The organism is Glycomyces sp. NPDC049804, assembly GCF_040674615.1.
Lineage (GTDB): Bacteria > Actinomycetota > Actinomycetes > Mycobacteriales > Micromonosporaceae > Glycomyces > Glycomyces niveus.
In genome coordinates this window covers 412359-421172 of sequence record NZ_JBFAMQ010000006.1, presented here as the reverse complement: position 1 = coordinate 421172, position 8814 = coordinate 412359, and the positions used below count along the sequence as shown (strand labels likewise).

The 8814-nt window shown below is 71.8% G+C and carries 6 protein-coding genes; 3 read left to right on the top strand and 3 right to left on the bottom strand.

What is annotated here, in order from left to right; translation table 11 throughout:
• Nucleotides 1–180: 180 nt before the first annotated feature.
• Nucleotides 181–1428: an MFS transporter gene (locus tag AB0K52_RS12980; protein WP_363530548.1), complete on the bottom strand. Its 1248-nt coding sequence runs from the start codon at nucleotides 1426–1428 to the stop codon at nucleotides 181–183.
• Between the two features lie 215 nt (nucleotides 1429–1643).
• On the opposite strand from AB0K52_RS12980, the gene AB0K52_RS12975 reads away from it, so the two are divergent.
• Nucleotides 1644–2108 carry a heme-degrading domain-containing protein gene (locus AB0K52_RS12975; RefSeq protein ID WP_363530546.1) on the top strand — a complete coding sequence of 155 codons (465 nt, stop codon included), beginning with the start codon at nucleotides 1644–1646 and terminating at the stop codon, nucleotides 2106–2108.
• Between the two features lie 21 nt (nucleotides 2109–2129).
• On the opposite strand, the gene ligA is transcribed toward AB0K52_RS12975, so the two are convergent.
• Nucleotides 2130–4205: an NAD-dependent DNA ligase LigA gene (gene ligA, locus AB0K52_RS12970; RefSeq protein ID WP_363530543.1), complete on the bottom strand. Its 2076-nt coding sequence runs from the start codon at nucleotides 4203–4205 to the stop codon at nucleotides 2130–2132.
• 36 nt (nucleotides 4206–4241) lie between these two features.
• Here ligA and AB0K52_RS12965 point away from each other — a divergent pair, with 36 nt between their 5' ends.
• The gene (locus AB0K52_RS12965) at nucleotides 4242–5888 is read left to right on the top strand and encodes a serine hydrolase domain-containing protein (protein WP_363530540.1); all 1647 of its coding nucleotides are present in this window, start codon (nucleotides 4242–4244) and stop codon (nucleotides 5886–5888) included.
• Between the two features lie 28 nt (nucleotides 5889–5916).
• Here the strand turns inward: AB0K52_RS12965 and AB0K52_RS12960 are convergent, their stop codons facing one another.
• The gene (locus AB0K52_RS12960; protein ID WP_363530538.1) at nucleotides 5917–6936 is read right to left on the bottom strand and encodes a methyltransferase; all 1020 of its coding nucleotides are present in this window, start codon (nucleotides 6934–6936) and stop codon (nucleotides 5917–5919) included.
• Nucleotides 6937–7214: 278 nt separating this feature from the next.
• Here AB0K52_RS12960 and AB0K52_RS12955 point away from each other — a divergent pair, with 278 nt between their 5' ends.
• The gene (locus AB0K52_RS12955; protein WP_363530535.1) at nucleotides 7215–8645 is read left to right on the top strand and encodes an MFS transporter; all 1431 of its coding nucleotides are present in this window, start codon (nucleotides 7215–7217) and stop codon (nucleotides 8643–8645) included.
• Nucleotides 8646–8814 lie beyond the last annotated feature (169 nt).

The window sequence follows — 8814 nt, the reverse complement described above, 5'->3', positions numbered from 1 at the left end:
CACCGATCTGCGACCCAGGCAAGAAAGCCAAGCGCGAGAAGACCATGAGAGAACGAGAACAGCGCCTGACCAGCGCCAAAGGTTAAAAATCAAGCTAGGGCAGGGTCACATTCCCGCCGACCAGACTTCCCGGCACACCAGGCCACACCCTACCGCAGCCCCATCACAAGCCCGCCGCCGTCACTGGACGGTGCTGTCCGAGCGCGCGGCCGGGTCGCCGTCCGCGGCCTCGGCGCTGCGCCGGAGGCCTGGAATGCGGCGCCCGGCGGCCAGGTACACGCCCGCGGCCGCGAGGGCGAGCGCGCCGACGCCGAGGTACATGGCCATGCCGTTCCACTGCGCGAGGAGCAGGCCGCCGAGGAGCGGACCGGCGAAGCCGCCGAGCTGGGTGAAGGACTGGGCGCCGAAGTAGGCGCCGCGGGAGGCCGACGGGGCGATGCGGTCGATGAGCGCGAACTCGGACGGCACGATGAACACCTCCCCGAAGCTGAAGACGACCATCGCGGCTGCGAAGTGCCACAACGAGGTCGAGAACGCGAACCCCGCCATCCCGGCGAACAGGAGCAGTCCGCCCGCGGTGATCGCGGCGACCGGCTGCAGCCGCAGCACGTACCGGGCCGCGAGGAGTTGGAAGGCGACGACGGTGACCGCGTTCGCGGTCATGGTCGCCGCGAGGATCTGCGCGCCGTTCTCGAACCGGATGTCGAGGTCCTGGGCGAGCAGGGCGGAGACGCGCAGCTGCACCGACTCGAACAGCAGCCCGGCGAGCAGGAGCACCAGCAGGCGCGGGTCGGTGGCGACCGCGCGCAGGCTCCCCAGGAGCCGCTCGGTCCCGCCCGCCTCGGTCGCGGCGGCGCTCGCGGGGACCTGCGTGAACCGGACGGCGGCGGCGAGCACGGCCAGGTAGAGGCCGTAGACGGCCGCGGCGACGGCGAACGCGATGCGGTCGCCGGAGAGACCGAGCGCCACGCCGAGGAGCGGGCCGATCGCGTACCCCGCGTTCGTGGCGAGGTACTGGTGGGAGAACCAGCGCACCCGCGTGCCCTCGGACAGCAGGTCGCCGAGGAACGCCTTGCTCACCGGCGCGAACACGCTGCTGGACAAGGCGAGTGCGGCGTTGGCGGCGACGACTGCGGCGAGGTGCTCGGCGGCGGCGAACCCCGCGAAGGACACCACTACCCCGCCGAGTCCGGTGAGCAGCACCGGGATCCGGCCGAAGCGGTCGGAGAGGGTGCCGCCGAAGAACCCGGCGGCGATCGAGAAGAACACCGACGAGCCGATGACGAGGCCGACCGCGCCGGGTTCGAGCCCGAGTTCGCGACGCAGGAAGACCGCCAGGAACGGGATGGTCACCGAGTTGGCGAGGCTCATGATGCCCGACCCGGCGACGAGGAGCTTGGCGAGGACGGGGGTGCGGGGTGTGCGCATGGCAGTGCCTTCGATCCAGGGCTCCGGCCAGCGTGCCGACTGAGCCGCGCGGTCACTGCCCGCCATCATACCCCACGGGGGTATCGATGCGGTGGGGCGGCGGCGAGGGCCGGACCGAGCCGCCCGCCCGTCCCTACACTCGACGGGACCGCGGCGATCCTGGACGTGACCGGCCGGACCCGCGCCAAGATCAGTGAACCCTGAAGGGACCGTTCATGACCGACCTCATCGCAGTGCTGGAGCAGCAGGAGCGCGACCTCGTCTTCGACGCCTTCGACCACACCGACGCGTGGCGGCTCGGCTCCCGGATCGCCTCTATGGCCCGGGACGCCGGCCACCCGGTCGGCATCGACATCCGCCGACCCGGCCTGATCCTGTTCCGCGCGGCGCTGCCCGGGAGCACCCCGGACCAGGAGTCGTGGATCGCCCGGAAGGCCGCGGTCGTGCTGCGCATCGAGTCGAGCAGCGCACTCGCCGCCGCGCGGATCGAGGCCAAGGGCGTCGACCCCGCCGCCACCGGGTGGCTCGACCCCGCCGAGTACGCGGTCACGGGCGGCTCGTTCCCGATCCGGGTCCGCGGCGTCGGCGTGGTCGCGGCCGCCACCGCCTCCGGCCTGTCCTCCATGGACGATCACGATCTGGTCGTCGCCGGCATCCGGGCGCACCTCGGGTCGGCTTGAGCGAGGACGGCCCCCTCGGTCTCAGAGCAGGTCCGCGAGCCGTTCGGCGAAGGCCTCGGGCGAGATCACCTCGATGCCGAGGTCTTCGGCCTTCTTGAGCTTCGAACCCGCCTTCTCCCCCGCGACGACCAGGCTCGTCTTCGCCGACACGCTCGACGACGCCTTGCCGCCCGCGCGGGTGATCAGCTCGTTCATCTCGGTGCGGGAGTAGTCGGCGAGCGGGCCGCTCATGCCCCCGGTCACGACGACGGCGAGGCCCGCGAGCGGCAGCCCTTCGTTCGCCTCGTCGCCCGCCTCCTCGTCGGCGGCGGGCGGCGTCCATCCGGGCTGGTCCATGTTGACGCCCGCGGCCTTGAGCTTGGCGATCACCGCCTCCAACTCGACGACCTCGGCGACGATGACCGGCGCCTTCTCGCCGCCGATGCCGTCGACCCGCTCCAGCGCGACCGCGTCGGCGGCCTGGATCGCGTCCATCGCCCCGAAGTACGCGGCGATGCGCAGCGACATCGACCGGCCGGTGCCTTGGACGCCGAGGGCGCAGAAGACGCGGTTGAGCGGCTGCGTCTTCGCGCTGGCGATCGCGGCCAAGAGCTTGTCGGCGCTGGTGTCGCCCATGCGGTCGAGGGAGAGGATCTGGTCGCGGGTGAGGGTGAACAGGTCGGCGAAGTCCTCGATCAGGCCCCGCTCGACGAGCTGGACGACGATCTTCTCACCGAGTCCGTCGATGTCGAGGCAGTCGCGGGCGACGGCGTACTTGATCGACTCGATCCGCCCGCAGCCGCGGCCGCGCACGCACCGCCACCGCTCCTGGCTGCGGTCGATGTCGGAGCCGCACCGCGGGCACGTCTCGGGAAAGGCGATCGGCCGCTCCTCGCCGGTGCGGGTGGCGGCGATCGCGCCTTCGACGCGCGGGATGACCTCTCCGGCGCGCAGGACGTACACGCGGTCGCCGATCTTGAGGTCGCGGCGGGTGATGTCGGCCGGGTTGTGGAGGGTCGCGTACGTGATGGTGGTGCCGCCGACCTCGACGGGTTCGAGGACGGCGCGCGGAGCGATGATGCCGGTGCGGCCGACGTTCCACTCGACGCCGAGGAGGACGGTGATCTTCTTGTCGGCGGGGAACTTGTACGCGGTGGCCCAGTGCGGGGTGCGCGAGCCGGTCCCGGCCGCGGCGCGGTCGGCGGGGTCGTTCGCCTTGACGACCGCGCCGTCGAGTTCGATGTCGAGGCCGGCGCGGGCCGCACCGATGTGGTCGATGCGCGCTTGGACCTCGTCGAGGGTCGCGCAGGACCGCGTCTCGATGTCGGTGCCGAGGGTCGTGCCGAGCCCGTATGCGGCCAGCGCGGCGATGAGGTCGGCGTGGGTGAGCTTGGCGAGGCGCGGGTCGCTCGTGTGCTCGGGGTCGGTGAGGGCGTCGTAGGCGATGAAGGTCTGCTCGACCTGGTAGGCGCGGTCCTTGGCGCGCAGGGACCCGCTGGAGGCGTTGCGGCGGTTGGCGAACGGGGTGCCGCCGTGGGCCACGCGGGCCTCGTTCGCCGCGGCGAACTGCGCCTCGGTCATGAGGACTTCGCCGCGCACTTCGACGGTGACCGGCTCGGTCAGCTCCAGGGGGAGGCCGGTGAGGTTGCCGATCGTGTGGGAGACGTCTTCGCCGGTCGAGCCGTCGCCGCGGGTCACGAGCTGGACCAGGCGGCCGTCGCGGTACCGCGCGGCGAGGGCGACGCCGTCGAGCTTCGGTTCGACGGCCCAGCCGTTGACTTCGCCGCCGCCCAGGCGGCGCTGCAGGGAGGCGGCCCATTCGGTGAGGTCCTCGGCGGAGAAGACGTTGCCGAGGCTGAGCATCCGCACCGAGTGCGCGACGTCGCCGGTGACGACGCCCGCCGCGACCGCTTGCGTGGGCGAGTCGGAGGCGACCCGGTCGGGGTGCGCGTCCTCCCAAGCGGTGATGGCGCGCATGAGCCGGTCGTAGGTCGCATCGTCCATTCCGGACTCGCCGGAGCCGTAGTAGGCGTCGGCGGCAGTGCGGGCCGAAGCGACCGCGTCCAGGTACGCGGGCTCGTCGGAGAGGTCGAGGGGCGTGGTCGCGTTGTCGATCATGGGTCCATCTTGTCACCTGGGTACGACAACGACCGAGTGGCGAAATGCGCGCACGATTCGGGACTGCGGCATTTCTCGCCGAGTGCTACCAGTGGCGGTTGCGGCATTCGACGTGGAGTTCCGAATGGTCCGGCCGATGCCGCCGGTGCCGCCGCCCCCGCGGGGCACCGCCGGGAACGCGAGCGCGTTCGGGATCGCGCGGGCTGGCACGCCGGTGCCAGACTGGGCGTTCCCGCGGGCCGTTCGGGCCGGCCCCGTCCTTCATCGAGGAGCGCCATGGTTTCGATCGGCCGGATTCGCGACGATCTCCGCCTGCACCTGTCCCGGTCAGTCCTCGAGCACGGCGTTCCCGGCGCTTCGGTCGCCGTCGGTGTCGGCGATCGGCTCGCGGAAGCCGCTGCGGGGGTGGTGAACACGAGGACCGGGGTTCCGGTGGCACCCGCTTCGGTGTTCCAGATCCAGTCGATCACCAAGGCCTGGACCGGGACGCTGGTCATGCAGCTGGTCGACGAGGGACTGGTCGAGCTCGACGATCCGGTGCGAGTCCATCTTCCCGGGTTCCGCACCGCTGACCCGGACGTGAGCGCTTCGATCACCATCCGGCACCTGCTCACGCATACCGGCGGGTTCGAGGGCGACCTCTGGAAGGCGACGACCGCGGGCGACGACGCGCTGCAGCGCCTGGTCGAGGACCGCATTCCTGAGCTGCCGCAATCCGAGGCCCCTGGCTCGCGCTACTCGTACTGCAGCGCGGGCATGGCGGTGCTCGGCAGGATCGTCGAGCTCAAGCGCCAGATGCCTTTCCGCACTGCGCTCCGGTCGTTCCTGGCCGACCCGCTCGGTATCGAGGAGATCGCGTTCGACGCCGACGAAGCGCTGGGCTTCAGCACGGCCGTGGGGCATGTGCCCCAGGGCGATCGGGGCATGCGGCCGCTGCCGGTCTGGGCGACGCTTCCCGAGTCCAATGCTCCGGCGGGGAATCAGCTCGCGATGTCCGCTCGGGCCCTGCTCGCCTTCGGGCGCATGCATCTGGCGGACGGCCTCGCCCCGGGCGGGGCGCGGGTGCTCTCGGAGGCATCTGCGAAGGCGATGCGCACCCCCGGCATCGGCATCCCCGCGTCCTACCCTGCGCCGAAGCACGTCGGCCTGGCCTGGGAGGTCGGCGCCGGCGGCGCGATCGTGAGCCATGCGGGGGGCGCGATCGGCATCGCGTCGATCCTCGTGCTCCTTCCCGCGCAGGGCGTCTCGATCGCGGTCCTGACCAACGGCGGCGATTTCGGGGGGCTCTTCCGAGACCTCGTCGACCCGTGGATCGAGGCGGCGGTCGGTGTCGGCATGTCCCCGTCGACCCCGGCCCCGGCTCCCGGTGGGTCCGGTACGGACTTCGCCCGGTACGTCGGCGTCTACGGCACCCGCAACCAGCGGACGACCGTGTCGATCACCGATGGCGGTCGGCTGCAGGTCGCGCACACGACCACGGGCGAAGGCGCGGACATGATGGTTCGGGCGGGCCTGTCGCCGCAGCCGTACGTCACCGAGATACGCCGGGTCGGAGGCGACCTGTTCGCCTCGGTCGGCTCGGCGGGGACCGCGGGCGGCTTCCTGGAGTTCCTGGATTCGGATGCGGGGGGACGGGCGCGGTTCATCCACGGCGGGGGCCGCTCGGCCCCGCGGCTGGACTGACGTCTGCAGCGGGACCGGGGGCGGCGGGTCAGGCGCGGGTGCCTTCGGCGATCGACATGACCGAGTCGGTGGGGATGACCCGCTCGAGTCTGAGGCCGGCGCGGTCGAAGAGGGTCGCGAATTCGGCCGCGGTGCGCTCGCGGCCGGTGAAGGCGACCATGAGGAGCACGTCGAGGACCTTGCCGTGGTCGTATCCGTTGCCTTCGGGGATGACGGTGTCGACGGCGTAGATCCGGCCTCCCGGGTGCATCGCCTCGCGGCAGCGCGAGAGGATCTCCACGCACTCGTCGTCGCTCCAGTCGTGCAGCACCCTCTTCATCAGGTAGGCGTCGCCGCTGGGCACCTTCTTGAAGAAGTCGCCTTCCGCCGTCTCCCACCGGGTGTCGTCGCCGAGTTCGCCGAGGTCGTGCTCCGCGATGACGTGGGGGCGGTCGAACAGGACGCCGTGGACGCCCTGGTGCTCCCGCAGGACCGTCCGGAGGAGGTGGCCGTGTCCGCCGCCGATCTCGACGAGCCGTGTGCCCTCGGCAAGGGGCAGGGCGCGGGCGACCGGGAGGTTCTCGGAGTCGGAGTAGGAGGCCATGCCTTCGTGGAAGAGCGCGACCGTGGCGGGGTCGGTGGAGAAGTACTCGAAGAACGGCACCCCGAAGATCCGCTCGAAGACCGGTCCGCCTTCGCGCACCGAATCGGTGATCGCCCCGGAGGTCGACCAGAACATCGCGTCCGTGACCATGATGACCCCCGCGCGGACGGAGTTCGGGGCGTCGCTGCGGAGCGGATCGGCCTTGGGCGTCAAAGCGATCCGGCCCTCGGCGTCCTCGGCGAACACGCCGCGGGTCGCGAGGAGCCGCAGCGCGCGGTAGAGGTTGCCGGGGTCGGCTCCGACCGCTTTGGCGAGGTCCCGCACCGGAAGCGGCCCGGCGGCGAGATGGTCGGCGACCCGCAGTTCGGCGGCGGCGCGCAGCGCCGCGGGCCAGAAGAACTGCAGGACCTCGTCGAGGAGGAAGAAGGCGTTCGCGCGGTCGGCATCGCTCTGGGGGGTGCTCATTCACGACTCCTCAAGGGGCACAAGGGATACAACGCAATCCACTCTGGAATTACTCACGGCAGTCTAGCAGTCACGCTCCATGATCGCCAGATCCGAATCCGGCCCATGCCCGCGCCTTGCCGAAGGCCGGCCCGATGAGGCCCGGCCCCCCTGGGCGCCGCGGCGGGCAACGGCTCCGCCGCAGCGAAACCGAGAGAAGTTGAACACTGGTGTTTGAGTTTTGACCGATCGGGAGTACGCTCGAACTTGTACATGACTGTTCGAGTTAAGGAGCGACCGTGTCCGCCGTCCACCACCCCGAAACCGAGAGCGCCGCGCCGCCGCTGCCGCGCCGCTGGTTCATGCTCGCGCTGCTGTGCACTGCGCAGGCGATGCTCATCATCGACATCACCGTCGTCAACATCGCGCTGCCGACGATCGGCGCCGAGCTCTCGCTCGACCGTGAAGCGCTGACCTGGATCGTCACCGGGTACACCCTGGTCTTCGGCGGCCTCATGCTGTTCGGCGGACGCCTCGCCGACCTCTTCGGACGCCGCCGCATGCTCATCACGGGCCTGTCGCTGTTCACGGCGGCGTCGCTCGCCGCCGGGCTGGCCCAGACCGGGCCGGTCCTGCTCGGCGGGCGTCTCGCGCAGGGCCTCGGCGCGGCGCTCATGGCGCCCGCGATCCTGTCCACGGTCACGACCGTGTTCCACGGCGCCGAGCGCAACCGCGCGCTGGGGCTGCTGTCGGCGATCGCCGGGGGCGGTGCGGCCCTCGGCGTCCTCGTCGGCGGCGTGCTCACGGCCGGGCCGGGCTGGCAGTGGATCTTCTACATCAACGTGCCGATCGGCGCGGTCATCCTGATGCTCCTGCCCGCGACGCTGCCGTCCGACCCAGTTCGCGGACAACGGGAACGGCTCGACGTGCCGGGAGCGCTCATCGTCACCGCCGCGACCGCCGCGCTCATCTTCGGCCTCGTGCGGGCGGGCGACGACGGCTGGGGGTCGGCGGCGACGCTCGGTTCGCTCGCGGCGGCGGTCGTGCTCTATGCGGTCTTCGGCCTCGTCGAGCGGCGCACAGCCGCGCCGCTCATGCGGGTGGCGCTCCTGGGCCGGCGCACGGTCCTCACCGGCGCGTTCCTCATGCTCATGGCGACGGCGCTGCTCATCTCGTTCTTCTTCCTCGGGTCCCTGTACCTTCAGGACTTCGCGCAGTACTCCGCACTGCGCACGGGCCTGCTGTTCCTGCCCGTCGCGGTCGCCACGACGATCGGCGCGCAGCTCGCCGCCCACCTGATCGGGAAGACCGGCCCGCGTCCGATCGCCGTGGCCGGCATGGTGATCGCCGCCGCCGCTTCGGGATGGCTGGCGACGCTGGAATCAGGCAGCGGCGCCGCGACCGTCGTCACCGGGCTCTCGTTGGGGGCGTTCGCCCTCGGCACGCTGTTCATCACCGCGAACGCCACCGCGCTCTCGCGGGTCGACCCCCACGAGGCCGGGGTCGCCTCGGGCATGATCACCACGTTCCACGAACTCGGCGGATCAGTCGGCGTCGCGGTCATGTCGACCGTGGCGGCCGTGAGCATCAGCGCGAGCGCCCCGACCCTCGCGGGCTTCACCGACGCGTTCCTCGTCTGCGCCGTCGCCTCGGGCGTCGGGGCAATCGTGGCGCTGGCCCTGGTCCCCGGAGGGAAGGTCGAGACGAGCGGCGGCCCGCACGGGCACTAGCTACCCTTCAGGCATGGCCGACGGCAAGACCACCGCGTCGGGGGGGGGGGGCCGCGGGGGCGGCCGCGGGGCGGCCCCGCGCCGCAAAGACAAGGAGAGGGGACGGGGGGGGGGGCGCGAACACGGCCCGGCCCCGGGGGGGGGGGGGGGGGGGGGCCGGGGGGCCGCC

What these genes read in the sequence shown, in the direction of transcription:
- AB0K52_RS12960 (WP_363530538.1), bottom strand. Translation starts at nt 6,936, where the DNA reads ATGAGCACCCCCCAGAGCGATGCCGACCGCGCGAACGCCTTCTTCCTC.
- AB0K52_RS12980 (WP_363530548.1), bottom strand. Translation starts at nt 1,428, where the DNA reads ATGCGCACACCCCGCACCCCCGTCCTCGCCAAGCTCCTCGTCGCCGGG.
- AB0K52_RS12975 (WP_363530546.1), top strand. Translation starts at nt 1,644, where the DNA reads ATGACCGACCTCATCGCAGTGCTGGAGCAGCAGGAGCGCGACCTCGTC.
- ligA (WP_363530543.1), bottom strand. Translation starts at nt 4,205, where the DNA reads ATGATCGACAACGCGACCACGCCCCTCGACCTCTCCGACGAGCCCGCG.